This is a genomic window from Flavobacterium sp. GNP010, assembly GCF_056428945.1.
Map to the genome: position 1 here is coordinate 140,754 of NZ_JBWJVK010000002.1, position 15,742 is coordinate 156,495.

The following is a 15,742-nucleotide window of genomic DNA, read 5'->3' on the forward strand; positions in this document are numbered from 1 at the left end:
AATGATTGGAAATGACGTAGTAGATTTAGCTGTAGCAAAAAAAGAAAGCAATTGGCAACGAAAAGGTTTTTTAGATAAAATTTTTACCCAAAAAGAACAATTACTTATTACTTCTGCCATAAGTCCAGAAATAATGGTTTGGAATTTATGGTCGCGAAAGGAGGCTGCATATAAAATTTACAACAGAGAAACAGGTATTAGAGGGTATTTCCCTTTGCAAATAGCATGCAACTACGATGATGAAAATTCGGGTTCAGTTGCAATAAAAGGCAGGCTTTATTTTACAAAAACCAGTATTTCTTCGGCTTGTATACACACTATTGCCTTAACAAATAAAGACGACTTTTCGAGGGTTGAGAAGCTAAATAGTACTGACGCTATTGTAAAAACAAACGGAATACCTTTTGTGGTTTGTAAGAACTCAACTGTAGTTAAACCAGTTTCCATAAGCCATCACGGAGCGTTTTGGGAAGGAATTACATTAATAGATTGACGTTAAAATTATTTAATCCCCAATCTTGATTTTAATTTTAAAAATAATAACGCAGTTTTATATGCATCTTCGGCAGCAGAATTTCGTTCACTTAATGGTATATTATAAGCTGTAAAAAGTTGGTCTAGTGAAAATTGTTTATCATTGGTGTCATGTAATTTGCGGTGCATAATATCAACATCTAAAGCCTCGTTTTTCAATCTTCCGCACGATAATCTTTCTAATGCGGCATTAATCATATCCACATCAAAGTCAATATGATGTCCTACCAAAACTGAATTTCCTATAAATTCAATTAAAGAAGTTATGGCCTCGGGTTCGCCTAATTTTTTCATTTTACTTTCTACCAAAAAATCATTGGAAAGTCCATTGTCATGGAGGAATTTATATTGCAATAGCACTGCTTCGAAACTATCACCAATGACAATACTGTTATCGATTACTGCAAAAGAACCAATGGATAAAATCACATCTTTTTCTACATTCATTCCAGAAGTTTCCGTAGATAAAACCACAAAGCGTGTTGATTTTTTATCAAATTTAGAGACATAATTTTTCCAAAATTCAGGATGTTCTTTATTGATATTCTTTAACCAGTCTAACATAATTATGAAAATTGCGTAAGTTGAAATTTATTTTTTATTAATTCTTCTAACTCTTTCATGGGTGTCAAAGCATTTTTTAATTTTTCTTTATCAATTTTAGATAGTTCATTTAAATTGATGAATTGTCCTGAATTATCGTTTTTTAAACCTTCTAAAGTTCTGAATTTTGATAAAATTAAAAAGGCTTCTGCACAATTGAGATATACTTCAGCATGCTTAGCATCCGTAATGGCAAGTTGTTTGAATCTTTGGAATGTATTATTTATGCCACGAATATCAAAACTTAAAGTAAACAATCGGGCTCCGTCAATTAATGGCATTAAACCGCGCGTTTTTATATCAAATTTATCTTTTTCGGGTCCTTCTTCTTCCACATTGAAATTTTTGAAAAAGGTTAGGGGTGAATTTTTTCTCAAAGCATCATTGCCCAAAAAGTCAAAGAATAGCGTGTTGTTTTTTGCATTTTTAAAAACAACGTTCCCAATGGCATCTTCTATTCGTTGCTCACCAAAAGTGATTTCGTAATCAAAGAAAATACTACTCAAATCAGTACTATTTTCTCCTGGAGTATTCATCCAACTGTCGTATTGTTTAGTCCAGTCAGTCAATGATTTACACCAAAGCATATTGCTTCCCATATGTCCGTTTGGACAAAATTCAAAACCAATTTTTTCAAGCGAAGCTGTTGTCTTTTTCCCTAGTTTTATAAAGTAATCTTTTACCTCTCTATATTTATCTGGGGCAACATCTTCAAAAATTAAGATACTATCTTGATCCGTTAAAAGTAATTGTTCTTTTCGACCTTGACTACCAATACTTAACCAAGCAAAACGAGCAGGAGGTGAGCCCAAATCTAATATAGACAATTCTACAGCGCGTTTAATTATTGCTAAATTAATTTCACTAGCAATATTGAATACATGTGATAGCGGTATGTTTTTGGAAATTGAAGTCTGGATCAAATCTGTTAAACGTTCGCGTATTTGTTTTAGTTCCTTTGGATTTTGAGATCGTTTGATTTCTTTGATCAATACACCAGGATTATTTGCTTGTGCAGCAATTAAATCATGCTCTGAAATTACACCTTTTAAATCCGATTTATCAGTACCGTCCTGTGTGACACATAAATGAGTGACATTGTGCTTTAACATCAACAATTGGGCTTCGGCCAAAGATACATTCTCTACAACTGTAATTACGGGCGAAGACATTATTTGATCTATTGAAGCAGCTAGTGGAAATCTCCCAGTTGCAATTTTTGAACGCATATCACTATCTGTAATTATTCCAATAGGAAAATTAGCTTCGCAAATAACAACATTATTTTTTAAGGTTTCAGTCATTAATTGAGCAACTTCTTTTACTATTGCTGTACTTGTCGCTGTAAGTGGAGAATGATTATACGCTAATGACTGAAAATATTGCATCTCAGACTGTTGGTCTGAATAAAAAACATTATCAGAAATTAATTTGCCAACTAAATTTTCTTTATCCTTAGGATTTCTAGTGTTTACAGCAAAACTCTCCAATAAAAAGTTTAAAACATCTGAATTATTAACAACAAATGGTCGGAAGGTGTCAATTGGAATGGCATAAACGACACTTTCTTCTCGTGCTTTAGCCGTCATCATGTAATTGTTCTTAGCAAAAAAAGGGCGTAATCCAAATATATCTCCTTCGGTACATTTGTTCAATAAAGTTTCCTCGGCATCAGATATAACGGCTAAGTTAATTACACCAGATGCAACCACATAAAAGCTATCGTGCAAAATATCATTTATTTGGAATAAAGTCTTATTTTTCTCTAAATTCACGACCCGAATATTTGTAGCTATTTGAGATAATTCTCCAAATGTTAAGTGATTAAATGGTGGATATCCTTTTAAGAAATCAGCAATATGTTCCGCAATTGTGTTCATAATTTTAGATAGATATGTATCGTTGGTAAAAATAACAATTTTAAAAATACTTTTGTTGGCAATACTCTTGTAAAATAATTAAATTATACAAAACTTAATTTTTTCATAAAATAGATCGGTTAATAGTGAAATAATTACTTCTTGTTTTACTTTTATAAATGAATTTAAAATCTACATTATGAAATCGATTAGAAAAATACATTTTTCGTTCATAGCTTTATTCCTTGTGAATTTGATTGCTGCTCAAGGAAAACCAACCAGTAGTAAAGAAGTTGCTACGGGAAAAATTAATGAAGCTACAATTACCATTAATTATGGGAGTCCTTCTGTAAATAATAGACCAATTTGGGGAGCATTAGTACCATTTAATCAAGTATGGCGTGCAGGAGCAAATGATGCAACAACATTTGAAACAGATAAAGACCTAACTATTGAAGGTGCTAAATTACCAGCAGGTAAATATTCTTTTTTTGTGATTCCAAATGAAAAAGAATGTATCATTATTTTTAATAAAGAAGCCAAACAATGGGGCGCTTACAAGTATAAAGATAAAGAAGATCAATTGCGCGTTACGGTTAAGCCACAAGTTGCTAAAGTCGCAGTGGAGAAATTGGTGTATACAATCAATAAGAAAAATGTTGTTCTAAGTTGGGAAAAATGGAATATTCCAATCTCAATAAAATAACTTACATTCATTATAGATAGAAGCATTACTGAGACGTAATGCTTTTTTTATTACATGTAATTAATGACTCATCTTAATTTCAATAAATTCTATTTTACATAATATAAATTATAGTGCATTTGATTAGTGCACAAAAGAAAGCCAATTCGAATATTATATCATATAATCACGGTTGACTACAATTCTTTTAAATTAGATAATATTAAATGTGTTGTTGGTTCTCCATACACCAAAAGTCTATCGATGAATTGTTGCAGATGCAGTTGATCAATTAAAACTACTTTCATAAAAATATTATGTGTTCCAGTAATTCTATAAACTTCATTAATTTCTGGAAACTGATCTAAATCATCACAAAAAATTGTAAGCTTTCCGCTGAATAATTTGAACATAATAAATACTTCAAGTCCAAAACCTAATTTTTTGGTATTGAGTTGTACTGTATATCCTTTAATAACTTCGGTATCTTCTAGTTTTTGAACGCGTTCTCGAACCGATGATGGCGACAGACCAATTTGCTTGCCTATTTCTACAAAGGAAGTTCTTGAATTGATTTTTAGATTTTCAATTATTTTTGAATCTAGTGTATCTACCATAAATAAAGTTTTAAATATAGCTAAATTACATTTATATTATGGAATATCGACATTAAATCCGTTGAATCCGTTTTAATATAATTGGATGTTATTTTAATTTTGCAAAATGAATACAATGATAGTGTTGCTTACAATTGGAATTTTTACTGGTTTTTTCGTTCAAACAATAACGGGTTTTGCCGGAGCTTTAATCGCTTTACCTTTTTTACTGTTTGTAATGCCACTACCCGATGCCATTGGTTATTTATCTATTTTTTATATGATTTCAACTCCTTTTCACGTCTATAAAGAATGGAAATATATTGATAAATCGCTGCTTAAAAAATTAGCTTTGTCCTCTTTTTTTGGTCTTTTAATTGGCATTATTGTTTTATCGTACGGGCAACCCACTATATTAAAAAAAGGTCTTGGAATCTTTATTTTACTTTTTGTTTTACATAATATATTGTCCAATAAAGAAATACAAATTGTATCCAAAATGAAGTTCTTTTTTGGATTCCTAGGTGGTTTTTTTTCTGGTGTATTTTCAACTGGAGGTCCATTGTATTTGGTAATTGTAAAAAATGAAACATCAGATGTAAAGATCATGCGCGCCACCATGTTTGGCGTATTGGGATTGATAACTGTTATGCGCATTCCAGTTCTTGCTTTTGAAGGAATTTTAACGGTTGATCAATTGTATAATTCACTTTATGTGTTGCCTTTTTTTATATTGGCTTTGGTTTTAGGCAAAAAAGTCTATTTAAAATTAAATGAAATGATATTAAAGCGAATAATGTTAGGGCTTTTATTTCTCTCTGGTATGGTATTGGTTTTTAAAAATTAATGAATTTAACCGTTCCATTTTTTGAGTTTTTTAATTTGATATAGTCTACAACTGATTTGTATTTTAAATTTTACCTTTGCACCAATTAAAAAAAAATTTATGACAGTTGCAGAAATGCCAAAAGCAAAATATTTTAAATTAATTCTAATTTTAGGTTCACTTACTGCACTCGGTCCTTTCTCTATTGATATGTATTTGCCAGGATTTGCAGGAATTGCCAACGATTTGAATACAAGTGTTGCAAATGTTTCTATGACATTGTCGAGTTATTTTATTGGAATTTCTGCAGGACAATTACTGTATGGACCTTTATTAGACCGTTTCGGACGAAAGAAACCCTTATTTATTGGATTATTAGTTTACATACTAGCTTCATTAGGTTGTGTTTTCGTAACCGATATCGATACATTCATAGGATTACGTTTTGTTCAAGCTATTGGTAGCTGTGCAGCGACCGTTGCATCGGTATCTATGGTTCGAGACTTATTTCCTGTCAAAGATATTCCAAAAGTGTTTTCATTATTGATGCTGGTTGTAGGGCTTTCGCCAATGTTAGCGCCAACTGTTGGAGGTTATGTCACTGAATATTATGGTTGGCACGTGGTCTTTTTTATACTGATGTGCATGGGAATTTTAGTTCTTTTGGCAGCTGAAATTGGCTTACCTACTACTTTCAAGCCGGATACTTCTATTTCATTAAAACCTAAACCTATTATTACAAACTTCCTTACCATCATCAAAGAACCACAATTTTATACGTATGCTTTTGCCGGTTCTATTGCGTTCTCTGGATTGTTTACCTATGTGGCGGCCTCCCCTATTTTATTTATGGATATTTTTAAAGTTGATGCCAAAACCTACGGTTGGATATTCGCTTTTATGTCATTGAGTTTTATTGGTGCGAGTCAATTAAATTCTTTTTTGTTGAAAAAGTACAGCAGTGAACAAATGATTTTTGGGTCATTAATTGTTCAAACTTGTGTCAGCATTTTATTTCTTGCTTTGGCAATGAATTCACTTTTAGGTTTGTATGAAACCATTACCCTATTATTTTTATTTCTAGCTTGTTTAGGAATATCAAATCCCAATACCGCTGGACTCACACTAGCGCCATTTTCAAAAAATGCAGGAAGTGCATCGGCATTAATGGGTGCTATTCAATTGGGATTAGGTGCTTTGGCTTCTTTTGCAGTAGGTGTTTTTGTTAAAAATTCGATGTTGCCTATGGTTTTAATTATGACTGTTTCAACCGTATTAGCACTTATTATTTTGATTCTTGGAAAACGAAACATAAAAAAAACCATCACAACTTCTCTAAATCAAGAAATGGTGACAGTTCATTAAATGTTGCTTTAGTTTACTCTTGTTTAGGTTCTGTTTTTACTTTTTTATCAGGTCTGATAATCATACGCAACGATTGATCTTGTGCAAAGTAAGCTATCATCCAATTGAAAAAGGTTTTAACTCTGTTGCGATATGTTATCAAGGAAATCAGGTGAATAAACAACCATATTATCCACGCAAAAAATCCTTTGAAATGCATTTTTGGTTTTGGTAAATCAACCACAGCCTTATTTTTTCCAATAATAGCCATCGATCCTTTATCATTATACTTAAAAGGTTTTAATGATTTGTTGGCACTCATTCGCTTAAAATTTTCAGCTAAATTAATTCCTTGCTGAATTGCAACTTGTGCCACTTGCGGATGACCGTTAGGAAACTCCATATCCGTCAGTTGAATACAAGTATCGCCTATTGCAAAAATATTTTCGGTATGTATTACTTTATTAAAAGCGTTTGTGGCCATTCTTTTTCCACGTCCGTAACTTTCTAAAGGAATTCCTTCGAAAACTTTGGCGGAAACTCCAGCTGCCCAAATTAAATTTTTAGTTTGAATGGTTTCTCCGTTACCAAAATACACAATGTCATCCTTATAATCGACAACGGTCGTGTTTAATTTCACAACAACCCCTAATTTAGTTAGTGCTTCCAGTGTATCCTCTTGTGAAGCCTTGCTCATGGTTGATAAAACAGCATTGGCACCATCAACCAGATAAATATTGCTTGCGGTGGTACTTAATTCCGGATATTCTTTTAGAAGAATATTTTTACGCATCTCAGCAAACATTCCCGAAACTTCAACGCCAGTTGGGCCACCTCCGGCCACAACAATAGTTAAGTGTTTTCTGCGTTCCCGCATGTCTTTGCAAATGGCCGCTTTTTCTAAATTTTTCAATAAAGTATTGCGCATCACAATTGCATCATTGAGTGTTTTCATTGGAATAGCATTTTTCTTTACGTTTTCCATTCCAAAATAACTCGTTTCGGCACCCGTAGCAAAAACCAAATGATCGTATTTCAATTCACCATTATGAAGGATTATGGTGTTTTCTAAAGGATTTACTTTTAATAAATTACCAAGTCGGAATTTTAGATTTTTTTTACCCGAAAAGAATTTTCGAAAAGGATAACTAATGCTGGACGGTTCCAAAAATGCTGTACCTACTTGATAGATTAACGGCGCAAAGAAATTGTAGTTGTTTTTGTCAACAAGCGTTACCGTTATTCCTTTTTCATTTAGCAACTCTTTTGCAAGGTTTAGCCCTGCGAATCCTCCCCCTATGATAACAATTTCCATATTTTTATATTTATAAAATAATCATTCTAAAAGTACGAATTTAAATAACAATTTGTACAATTTAAAAACCAAAGAGTAGACTTAAATTCAAATTCATAAAGGTTTTAGATTGTGCTCGAACAGACAGTAGAATTATTGAGTTTTCTGCATTATTAGATTTGCTATTGTCGCACAAACTAAAGAGTTTCTTTGTTAATCCACTTTGTAACTAGTGGCGCTTGATACTTTTCCATTATATCGAGTAATTCATCGATAGTATCGCTAATCAAAAGCATCTTTTGGTTGCTTGGTTTCAAAAATCCTTTGTCCACCATTGTCTGAATTAAAACCAATAATGCATCGTAAAACCCGTTTGTGTTTAAAATCCCTATTGGCTTTTTATGAAGTCCAAGTTGTGCCCAAGTCAACATTTCAAACAATTCCTCCAAAGTACCAAAGCCGCCAGGCAAAGCAATTACTCCATCACACAAGTCATTCATTTTTGTCTTTCTTTCGTGCATAGTGTCCACTAAAATGAGCTCTGTTAAATTGTAGTGAGCCAATTCTTTGGATTGCAAAAAAACAGGAAGGACACCAATTACTTTTCCGCCATGCTTTAGAGCGCCGTCGGCTACAGCTCCCATTAGTCCAACATTGGCACCACCATATACTAACTCGATATTTTTTTTAGCTAATGTTTGCCCCAATACAATAGCTTGTGTGAGGAAAATAGCATCGGTTCCTGAACTTGAACCGCAAAAAACTGTTATTCTTTTCATTGTGATTGTTATTTTTATACTTCTGCTGGCCTTTTTTTCTTGATTAAGCAAGCCAGCATTACTCTAATATTATTACGATTTAGATAGTAAAAATTATTAACAAGATTATAATTATACCAAATACAATCACTCCAACTCCGTGGTTGGTCGTATTATTTTCATATTCTTTTTGGTTTGGACTCCAAATTTTTCTGAATGTTGTGTATTCGTTAAATCCTATTAATCAACATGTGTTCAGATAGATGTATCTAATACATGCGCCAATAAGCTATAATAAATAGCGACCAACTAAAATTTGTAAAATATCCATTTATTGTTCTTTGATGATTTTATCAATCAGTTTTTATGCTTATCGCCAAAGTCTGTCTGTAAAAAACCTCGGTTGCACATATACCAAATATAACAAAATACGAGAGTAAAAAAGAAGATTTTTCGTGTTTTAAAGAATTATGAAAGGTCGTATTTGCTAAGAAACCTTTTGGAAATACAAAGTCGGTGGTGGAGTATTTGGGACGTTACACCCATAAAATTGCGATTAGCAACCAGAGAATTAAAAGTATTGACGGGCAAAATGTGACTTTTGATTACAAAGATTACCGAGTAGCAGTTGCAAAAAAGAAGATGACACTGACACATCAGGAATTTATTAGGCGGTTTGCGTTGCATATTTTGCCCAAACGTTTTACTTCGTCAGTTCGCCCTCTAGGCTCGGGTGTAAAAATAAGGCATTATGTTTTTTTGAGCAGTATCCCGAAAAAAAGGGATATGATCTGTAAATAGCTATAAATAAAGTTTTTACAAGAGAAAATCCAAATAGAAGTTTTAGAAAAAGCAGAAAAAAAGCAATTTTTACCTAAATGTCCGTGTTGTATCCTCCGTGGCGGACAGGCGGGCAATTTACATCGGATAGCGATTTTTGACCAGCGTGGTCCACCTCCCGAAGCGTAGGGATGGTATATTGGCGGTGGCCAAAACTCCTTTCCCTGTAAAAGCTAATTTTGTGGGTAAGGGCACGTGTGCCTAATCCCGAAACTTCGGGAAAGGAAAACACGTAAAAACCATCTTGATTTTACCGCACAAAAAAAGAGGCTCACTTGCCTCTTGAAATTCTCTCTCTAAACTTTACGATAACTCCATAAGTGTTGACGGCATATAATCGGTTCATTCAACACAGGTTTCATTGTTCGGCTTGCAGCCGCAACGACACCTTATCTGTTGTGTGATGTACAATTAGTTTTCAATTTTATTTTTTATCTCTTGTACACCACCTTTTGTGTAAACTAATTTTTTTGTTTTACCTTTTTTATTATAAATAAATTCAACTGTGCGATCATTGTTATTTTTGCTAAAAAACTTTGTATTATTTTCGGGTATAAGTTCGTTTTCAATACTATTGAGATATAGCTTACCATCTTTACTAATTATATTGATATTTTCTTTTTTTCCTAAAATATTTTCATATATCCCTACAAATCTATTTAAATCAAATCCGCTTGCAGAGACTTCTTTGTGTTCATAAGGTAATTCGACTTCTTTTCCAAATATTATTCCCGCCAGACCATAACTTATTATATTTGATTCTGATTCATTATTAGATAGAACAGCTATAAAGACATTATCTTCGGGATAACTATCATAGGTTGTCATTGTTCCATAAAAACTTCCATTGTGAGTTAATAAAAATCGGTTGTGATTGTAATAGGGATTAACAACAATTCCGTAGCTATATGAAGCAAAAAATCCAATGTCTGGGTATATTTTATTGTATTGAGTCGTCATAATTGATTTTGACAGATTTGAAAGAAGTTGTTCTCCATGAAATGCTCTTTGTAATTTATATAAATCATCAACTGTTGAATAGATTCCATCTAAACCTGCATTTATATTCCAATTAATATAAGGATTATGCGCGTAGCTTGTACCATTGCGATAATAAACTTTTGCTTTTTTTAAAATGATTGAATCATTATTACAAACTCCACTATTCGACATATTTGCTTTGTAGAATATATTTTCTTTCAAAAATATTTCAAAGGTTTGATTTGATACTTTTTCTACTATCTGAGAAAGCAAAAAATATCCTACATTACTATATTTGCAATTTGTTCCAGGATTAAAAAGATACGGTTTGTTTTTAATATTTGCAATTGCTGAATCTTTAGTTATAATAGTAGAATCCAAATATAATTCTAGCATATCTTCTGGAAGTCCAGCTGCATGTGTCAGCAGCATATGGATAGTTACTTTTTCACCTTGCGGATAATCTGGGAAAAATTTATTTAGTTTATCATCTAGTGATAGTTGTTTGCTTTCTACCAATTGCATAATGGCGATTGCTGTAAAGTGTTTAGAAATTGAAGCTAATACAAATTTTGTGTCAACCGTATTATTAACTTTCCATTCTAAATCGGCATAGCCATATGCTTTTTTTAAAAGTACAGTATCATTTTTCATGACGAGAACTGTTCCACTAAATTTGTTAATATTGTGTTGCGCATCCATATATTTTTCAACTTTATCTATGGATTTTTTCTGAGCAAATAATAAACTGGGAAATAATATTAGAAATACAAATTTCATATATAAATGATTCATCTTTATTTTTTTGTCGTTTCGTTTTTTGTGTATAGCAACCAACGTCAGTCTGTGAAAAAACTTCCGTTTTATTATGCTCAAATATAGCAAAAAACTGGTATTATAAGAAGATTTTTCGCATTTTTAAGCATGCAACACATCACAGGTATTTCTCGACAACAACTGCGGTTTTCAAGTTTAAGAGTTACTATAAGTCCTAATAATCAGTAGCGATTTATAGATTCCTTTGTTGAGTATGTTGATCGCTCTAAATTGAATTTTGCAGTAAAAACGCTCAATACTAAAACCCCTCTTGTCATTCTCTTGTAAAACTTTATGATAAGTGCATAGTTCCTGCAGTGACCGGTTCTCCCGTAAAAACGGTACAAGCTATTCAACCAGTTTTTCATTGTTCGTGCTGCGCACGCAACGAATCTCTAGCTGTTCGCGCTAGTACTATTAGTCGTAATGATGTCTACATTTCAAAATTTGGATTTCATCATCGATAAACCTGTAAATTAATCTATGTTCATCATCAATTCTTCTTGACCAAAATCCAGCATACTTGTGTTTCAATGGTTCTGGCTTTCCTATTCCTTCAAAAGGATTTCTTGAAATATCTTTAAGTAGATAATTTATTTTTTTAACTTTCTTCTTGTCATTTTTTTGCCAATACAAATAATCTTCCCAAGATTCATCAACAAATACATATTTCATTCTATTCCTCAATTAAGTCTTTAGAAAATGACTTACCACTCTTAAATTTATCAATAGCAGAATCCAACCTTCTTTCGTTAGTTCTGTTTGATAATTCATAATTTGTTGCAATTAGTGAATTATATTCTTCAAGTGAAATAACAACAATACCTGAATCTTTTCCACGATTTATAATTAGAGTTTCAAAGTTTATTGCTACTCTATCAAAGTAAGATTTAATATCTTTTCTGAAATCTGAAATATTAGTAACTACCATAATTATTATAATTTGTACAAATGTATGTACAATATTTTTATTTTACGCAATATTCGTCAAATCATTACTACTAACAGATAAGATTTCGTTGCGGCTGCAAGCCGAACAATGAAACCTTATCTGTTAGCGGCTGCCCTGCAATTCGTTCGGAGTTTGTCTGCCTGAGATTCCGATAAAGTTTGTTCGAAGCGCTTTAAATCCAATGCTAGTTTGTGTTAAATGGTGTTGGTGCAGAAATAAAAATTGCTTGCAAATGCGTTAACATTTACAAGCAGAAATTTACCTCTTGCTGAAAATAAAAACAAGATTGATGACAATTTAATTATGCCACTACTGCAAGCATAGCTTTACATTCTGCTGCACATTTACGACAAGCATCAGCACATTCTTTGCAATGTTTCATGTCAGAATGTTTTTCACATTCAGTTGCGCAAGCATTACAAGCTTCTTCACATTTTTTGCAAAGTGCATCAAGGTTTGAATCGGTTTTACTTGCAGCAACTAAAGCGTTGCAAGCATCAGCACAAGCGATGCAAAGTTTTTCGGAATGTTCCATTCCCGCTTTACCTTTGTTTTCTGTTGAACAAGTTTCGCATGCGTCTGCACATGTTATGCAAGCATCAATGCAGTTTTGAATTTTATTATTTTCCATTTTGATATAATTTTATGTTGTAACTGAATTGTTACTTCGTCATAAAGGTTATACTTATAATGGACTAAAGGCTTACATAATTAATAATATGAGTTGCATCATTCGCACATTTAGCGAAAAGAAGTTAATTTTTTTGTCTAACTTTTTCATCAAACGATGGGTAACGAATGATATTATTTTCCTTGTCACAAATAAAGTCATCACAATATATTTCTATAAGTTGGATGTTGAGTTTGGAAAAACAAATTATACTGTCCGTATTTTGGTTTTAGCAATAAGTAACTGCAATATTAAAGTCATTTTTATTGATTAAAATTGCGTTAGATTCTCGATTCTGCGATAGGGTTGCCACTAACGTCAGTCTGTGAAAAAACTTCCGTTTTATTATGCTCAAATATAATAAAAAACTGGTATTAAAAGAAGATTTTTCGTATTTTTAAGCATGCAACACATCATAGGTATTTCACGTCAGCAACTGTGTTTTTCAAGTTTAGAAGATACAATAAGTCCCGATAACCAGGTGCGATTTATAGATGCCTTTGTTGAGTCTATAGATCTTTCTAAGCTAGGTTTTAGGGTAAAAACGCTCAAGGCCGAAACCCTTCTTGTCATTCTCTCGTAAAACTTTATGATAAGTGAATAGTTCCTGCCAGTGACCGGTTCTCCTGTAAAAACGGGTCAAGCTGTTTAACACAGGTTTCATTGTTCGTGCTAAGCACGCAACGAGACCTTATCTGTTAGTGGCTGGCTTTATTTTGTTTTAAAGTGTGTATTTAAATATTCGTATATAAGTTTGAAATTTTCCAATGGTGCAATATGTCCACCATTTAATTTAATGTGGGAATAGTAATGTTTAAAATTATTTTGTTGTAATCGCTTAACAATTTGGTCAGACATTTCGGTGGCTGGCCATTGATCGTCTTTTATACCTGATATAAGTAAAATCGAACCATTAATGTTTTCAACTTCGATTTCTGCTTTTTTAACGGCTTCTTTATCTTCGAGCATCATGCTAAATGCTGTATAATGGTCACCTTTGAGTGCTGGTGAAATTGTTTTTAAAGTAGCAGGAACATAAGGAACTTCTTCACTTTTATAGCTCCAAGCCGAAGTGTTTGACGACCAAGTAAGTGCTGGGAAACTTACATTTGACGCTGATATAGCAATTACACCCGTGAAATCTTTATATCTACTTGCTAAATTCAATGCCAACTCGCCACCACGCGAACCGCCCATTAAAATTATTCTAGACTTATCAATTTTTGGGTTTTTTGCTATAGATAAAATAGAATCGCGAATTGCGTCTAGTGATATTCTATCCAAACTTGATGGTGCGCCATTTGAATTGAAATATCCAATTGCTAATAAGGCATAACCCTTATTGTTAAGACTATCTCGTTTTACTTTTACGTAATCTCTGCTCCAGTCATTTCCACCGCCGCCGCCGCCAAATGCAACTATCAAAGGTTGTTTTTCACCTTTACCCAAAAACAATGTTGTATCTAAGATTCCATGTTCTTTTGGAATAGGTGGAACATAAGTGAAAACATATACAAGACCGAAGCACAAAGTACTCATAATTAAAATTAACGCTATTTTAGTTTTTTTTGACATTTTAAAGTTTGTTTTAAAATTTGAGTAAATGTAAGTTTTTGGATTCTATAAACTTTTGACCTATATCAAAAAATCATTTTTCAGCTCTTATTCGGCTCAATGTTTCCTGCGTAATGCCTAAATAGGAAGCAACCATTCCAAGCGGAATTCTGTGATGAATATCGTGATACGTTTCTACAAAATGGTTATATTTCTCTTTAGCTGTCGTAAATCGCATAGATTTTATTCTTTCCATAAAGTGACCAAAAATTGTACCCATTGACAATCTTGCATAACGTTCCATTTCTGGAAAATTTTCAAATAAATACATTAAATCATTTACATCTAAACAAAACGTATCTGAATTTTCAAGTGCATCTATGTTGTATATGTCTAATTTTCTTGTTCTAAAACTTCTTGGCGAATTGCACCATTCTCCTTCCGCTGGAAAATATTCGCTAATTTCTTTTCCATCTTTAATAAAATAGGTGCGAAATAAGCCTTTTTGGATAAAATAGGATTTTGTACATACATTATTTGCATTATGAACTATTTCACCTTTATTAAAAGTTACAAAACTAACTTTGTCAATTAACGCAATTTTAAGTTCATCATTTAGATTGATGTACTTTTCAAAATGTCTAAATAATGTTTCTTTTTGTTCGATTATTTTTTGTTTTTAGTGTTACTTTTTCTGCGTTTTGGGAAGCTTGCCACTAACGGCAGTCTGTGAAAAAACTTCCGTTTTATTATGCTCTAATATAGCAAAAAACTGGTATTAAAAGAAGTTTTCTCGTATTTATTAGTACTCAAATGGATTGTTTTTGCTAAGAAACCTTTTGGAAATACAAAGTCGGCGGTGGAGTGTTTGGGACGTTACAACCATAAAATTGCCATTAGCAACCAGAGAATCAAAAGCATTGACAATGAAAGCGTAACTTTTGATTACAAGGATTACCGAATGGCAGGTGCAAAAAAGTAAATGACGCTGACGCATCAGGAATTTATTCGGCGTTTTGCGTTGCATATTTTGCATAAACGTTTTACTTCGTCAGTTCGCCCTATGGGCTCGGGTGCGAAAATATGGCATTACGGTTTTTTGAGCAGCATCCCGTAAAAACGGGACAGGCTATGGAAACGGCAAAAACTAAAGCTTTTACAAGAGAAACTCATCGTAAAAGTGCTAGAAAAAGTAGAAAAGAAGCCTTTTTTACCTAAATGTCCGTGTTGTATCCGCCACGGCGGACAGGTGGGCAATTTACATCGGATAGCGGTTTTTGACCAGCGTGGTCCGCCTCCCGAAGCGTCGGGATGGTATCTTGGCGGTGGCCAAAACTCCATTCCCTGTAAAAGCTAAATTATGGGTAAGGTCACTTGTGCCTAATCCCGAAACTTCGGGAAAGGAAAACACGTAAAAACCATCTTGATTT

At 32.9% G+C, this 15,742-nt stretch carries 15 protein-coding genes and 2 pseudogenes; 6 read left to right on the forward strand and 11 right to left on the reverse strand.

All coding sequences use genetic code 11. The annotated features are described in order from the left end of the window. The first annotated feature begins 1 nt into the window (after nucleotide 1). Entirely contained in the window at nucleotides 2-493 is a 492-nt protein-coding gene (locus AC061C_RS01340) for a 4'-phosphopantetheinyl transferase family protein (protein ID WP_478289708.1), read from the forward strand. 8 nt (nucleotides 494-501) lie between these two features. Here the strand turns inward: AC061C_RS01340 and AC061C_RS01345 are convergent, their stop codons facing one another. Together AC061C_RS01345 and AC061C_RS01350 are read right to left on the reverse strand one after the other, a co-directional pair. Continuing rightward, complete coding sequence (locus AC061C_RS01345) at nucleotides 502-1,098, reverse strand: 3'-5' exonuclease (protein WP_309757479.1); 597 nt, start codon at nucleotides 1,096-1,098, stop codon at nucleotides 502-504. Nucleotides 1,099-1,100: 2 nt separating this feature from the next. After that, on the reverse strand, nucleotides 1,101-3,017 hold the full coding sequence (locus AC061C_RS01350) for a DUF294 nucleotidyltransferase-like domain-containing protein (protein ID WP_478289709.1): 1,917 nt from the start codon (nucleotides 3,015-3,017) through the stop codon (nucleotides 1,101-1,103). 178 nt (nucleotides 3,018-3,195) lie between these two features. Here AC061C_RS01350 and AC061C_RS01355 point away from each other — a divergent pair, with 178 nt between their 5' ends. After that, the gene (locus AC061C_RS01355; protein ID WP_478289710.1) at nucleotides 3,196-3,702 is read left to right on the forward strand and encodes a DUF2911 domain-containing protein; all 507 of its coding nucleotides are present in this window, start codon (nucleotides 3,196-3,198) and stop codon (nucleotides 3,700-3,702) included. Between the two features lie 176 nt (nucleotides 3,703-3,878). Here AC061C_RS01355 and AC061C_RS01360 read toward each other — a convergent pair whose 3' ends face one another. Further along, a complete protein-coding gene (locus tag AC061C_RS01360; RefSeq protein ID WP_478289711.1) occupies nucleotides 3,879-4,298 on the reverse strand; it encodes an Lrp/AsnC family transcriptional regulator in 420 nt (139 codons plus the stop codon). A gap of 106 nt (nucleotides 4,299-4,404) precedes the next feature. Between AC061C_RS01360 and AC061C_RS01365 the strand changes: the two genes are divergently transcribed. Together AC061C_RS01365 and AC061C_RS01370 are read left to right on the forward strand one after the other, a co-directional pair. Next, on the forward strand, nucleotides 4,405-5,124 hold the full coding sequence (locus AC061C_RS01365; RefSeq protein ID WP_309757471.1) for a sulfite exporter TauE/SafE family protein: 720 nt from the start codon (nucleotides 4,405-4,407) through the stop codon (nucleotides 5,122-5,124). Nucleotides 5,125-5,238: 114 nt separating this feature from the next. Next, nucleotides 5,239-6,468 (forward strand): multidrug effflux MFS transporter, encoded by a 1,230-nt coding sequence (locus AC061C_RS01370; RefSeq protein WP_478289721.1) that lies wholly within the window; start codon nucleotides 5,239-5,241, stop codon nucleotides 6,466-6,468. 13 nt (nucleotides 6,469-6,481) lie between these two features. On the opposite strand, the gene AC061C_RS01375 is transcribed toward AC061C_RS01370, so the two are convergent. Then, the gene (locus AC061C_RS01375) at nucleotides 6,482-7,762 is read right to left on the reverse strand and encodes an NAD(P)/FAD-dependent oxidoreductase (protein ID WP_478289712.1); all 1,281 of its coding nucleotides are present in this window, start codon (nucleotides 7,760-7,762) and stop codon (nucleotides 6,482-6,484) included. A 176-nt stretch (nucleotides 7,763-7,938) separates the two neighbouring features. Then, nucleotides 7,939-8,520, reverse strand: coding sequence for an LOG family protein (locus AC061C_RS01380; protein ID WP_478289713.1), 582 nt, complete (start codon nucleotides 8,518-8,520; stop codon nucleotides 7,939-7,941). 456 nt (nucleotides 8,521-8,976) lie between these two features. Between AC061C_RS01380 and AC061C_RS01385 the strand changes: the two are divergent. After that, a pseudogene (locus AC061C_RS01385) lies at nucleotides 8,977-9,468 on the forward strand (transposase); the annotation flags it as partial. A gap of 282 nt (nucleotides 9,469-9,750) precedes the next feature. Here AC061C_RS01385 and AC061C_RS01390 read toward each other — a convergent pair. The 6 genes from AC061C_RS01390 to AC061C_RS01415 all read right to left on the reverse strand — a co-directional run bounded on the left by AC061C_RS01390 (nucleotide 9,751) and on the right by AC061C_RS01415 (nucleotide 14,643). After that, nucleotides 9,751-11,115: a serine hydrolase domain-containing protein gene (locus tag AC061C_RS01390; RefSeq protein ID WP_478289714.1), complete on the reverse strand. Its 1,365-nt coding sequence runs from the start codon at nucleotides 11,113-11,115 to the stop codon at nucleotides 9,751-9,753. Between the two features lie 438 nt (nucleotides 11,116-11,553). Then, nucleotides 11,554-11,811: a Txe/YoeB family addiction module toxin gene (locus AC061C_RS01395; RefSeq protein ID WP_478289715.1), complete on the reverse strand. Its 258-nt coding sequence runs from the start codon at nucleotides 11,809-11,811 to the stop codon at nucleotides 11,554-11,556. Between the two features lies 1 nt (nucleotide 11,812). After that, nucleotides 11,813-12,067: a type II toxin-antitoxin system Phd/YefM family antitoxin gene (locus AC061C_RS01400; protein WP_478289716.1), complete on the reverse strand. Its 255-nt coding sequence runs from the start codon at nucleotides 12,065-12,067 to the stop codon at nucleotides 11,813-11,815. A gap of 322 nt (nucleotides 12,068-12,389) precedes the next feature. Further along, complete coding sequence (locus AC061C_RS01405; protein ID WP_478289717.1) at nucleotides 12,390-12,719, reverse strand: four-helix bundle copper-binding protein; 330 nt, start codon at nucleotides 12,717-12,719, stop codon at nucleotides 12,390-12,392. 750 nt (nucleotides 12,720-13,469) lie between these two features. Then, entirely contained in the window at nucleotides 13,470-14,333 is an 864-nt protein-coding gene (locus AC061C_RS01410; RefSeq protein WP_478289718.1) for an acyl-CoA thioester hydrolase/BAAT C-terminal domain-containing protein, read from the reverse strand. 73 nt (nucleotides 14,334-14,406) lie between these two features. Beyond that, complete coding sequence (locus tag AC061C_RS01415) at nucleotides 14,407-14,643, reverse strand: cyclic nucleotide-binding domain-containing protein (protein ID WP_478289719.1); 237 nt, start codon at nucleotides 14,641-14,643, stop codon at nucleotides 14,407-14,409. Between the two features lie 483 nt (nucleotides 14,644-15,126). On the opposite strand from AC061C_RS01415, the pseudogene AC061C_RS01420 reads away from it, so the two are divergent. Next, nucleotides 15,127-15,669, forward strand: a pseudogene (locus AC061C_RS01420) (transposase); the annotation flags it as partial. Between the last annotated feature and the right edge of the window lie 73 nt (nucleotides 15,670-15,742).